A 1,590-nucleotide genomic window follows, 5' to 3' on the forward strand; every position below is an offset into this window, starting at 1 on the left:
AGGGGAGAGGGAAGGACGCGCGGATGACGCGACGCTTTCGAACCGATCAACCGGAGATCGTGTGCGGGATGAGACCTGTCCGGAGAGGTCACGCCCCTCACCCTGTCCCTCTCCCCCTGGGAGAGGAGACCCGGGCCTCGGCCGCTCACGGTGTGAGGCGTACGCCTGCCGTCCTCTCGGGCGAGGGCGGTCCGGAGCCGTCGCGGCAACGGGGGAAACTGCGGCCCGGCCTTCGTCCGGATCGAGGCCGCTGCGAGCCTTGTGGCGCGCGGAGCGATGCTGCAAAGCGTGCCCGTCCGATCGACAGGGCCTTGGTCATGCACGACATCCGCGCCATCCGCGAGACCCCGGAGGCCTTCGACCGCGACCTCGCCCGGCGCGGGCTGGCCCCCCTGTCGGCGGGCCTGATCGCGCTGGACGACGCGCGCAAGGGCGCGGTCTCGGCGGCGCAGGAGAACCAGGAGCGGCGCAACGCGCTGGCCAAGGAGATCGGCGGCGCCAAGAAGGCGAAGGACGAGACGCGCGCGGCCGCGCTGATGGCGGAGGTCGCCCGCCTGAAGGAGGCCGCGCCGGGGCTGGAGGCGGCGCAAGGGGCAGCGGCCAAAGCCCTCGACGACGCGCTCGCCGCGATCCCCAACCGCCCGAAGGCCGAGGTGCCGGAGGGCGCCGACGAGGACGGCAACGTCGAGGTTCACCGCTTCGCCTCCGCGCGGACGCAGCTCGCCGCGGGCCGCCAGCACTTCGAGATCGGCGAGGCCCTCGGCCTGATGGACTTCGAGGCCGCAGCCAGAATCTCGGGCTCGCGCTTCGTGGTGCTGAAAGGCCAGATCGCCCGGCTGGAGCGGGCGCTGGGACAGTTCATGCTCGACCTGCACACGGGGGAGCACGGCTACCTGGAGGTGGCGCCACCAATTCTCGTTAAAGACGATGCAATGTTCGGTACGGCGCAATTGCCGAAGTTTCGGGACGATCAGTTCAGCTCGAACGTCGTTCTATTTAGGAGCCACAGATACGAATTTGATAAGGCTACGACTAATAATCCTACCGATTTATTCAGATTAAATACCCCTACTGACCAAGAAAATTTTAGAGCTCTTGCTGCGTTGAGCGACACATCATGGGGTTGGAATAGTGACAACCAAGACAATAATTATGTTTATGTTGAACGCAAACTTTGGCTCATCCCCACCGCCGAAGTCCCCCTCACCAACCTCGTCCGCGAATCGATCCTCACGGAAGACGAACTCCCCTTGCGCGTCACCGCCCTCACCCCCTGCTTCCGCGCGGAAGCCGGCGCGGCGGGCCGCGACACCCGCGGGATGCTGCGGCAGCACCAGTTCAACAAGGTCGAGCTGGTCTCGATCACGACGCCCGAACAATCGGCGGACGAGCACGAGCGCATGCTCGCCTGCGCTGAGGCCGTGCTGCAAAAGCTCGACCTGCCGTTCCGGACGATGACTCTGTGCACCGGCGACATGGGGTTCGCGTCCCAAAAAACCTACGACATCGAGGTGTGGATGCCGGGGCAGGGGACGTTCCGCGAAATCTCGTCCTGCTCGGTCTGCGGCGATTTTCAGGCGCGGCGGATGA

Annotated in this window: 1 protein-coding gene; it reads left to right on the forward strand. The window is 65.8% G+C overall.

What is annotated here, in order from left to right; translation table 11 throughout:
• Window positions 1-317: 317 nt before the first annotated feature.
• Window positions 318-1,590 (forward strand): serine--tRNA ligase (locus tag ACFE8Y_RS20785; protein ID WP_375466271.1); only part of this gene is annotated, 1,273 nt, incomplete at its 3' end.

The sequence above is a fragment of the uncultured Methylobacterium sp. genome (genome assembly GCF_964242245.1).
Classification (GTDB): Bacteria; Pseudomonadota; Alphaproteobacteria; order Rhizobiales; family Beijerinckiaceae; genus Methylobacterium.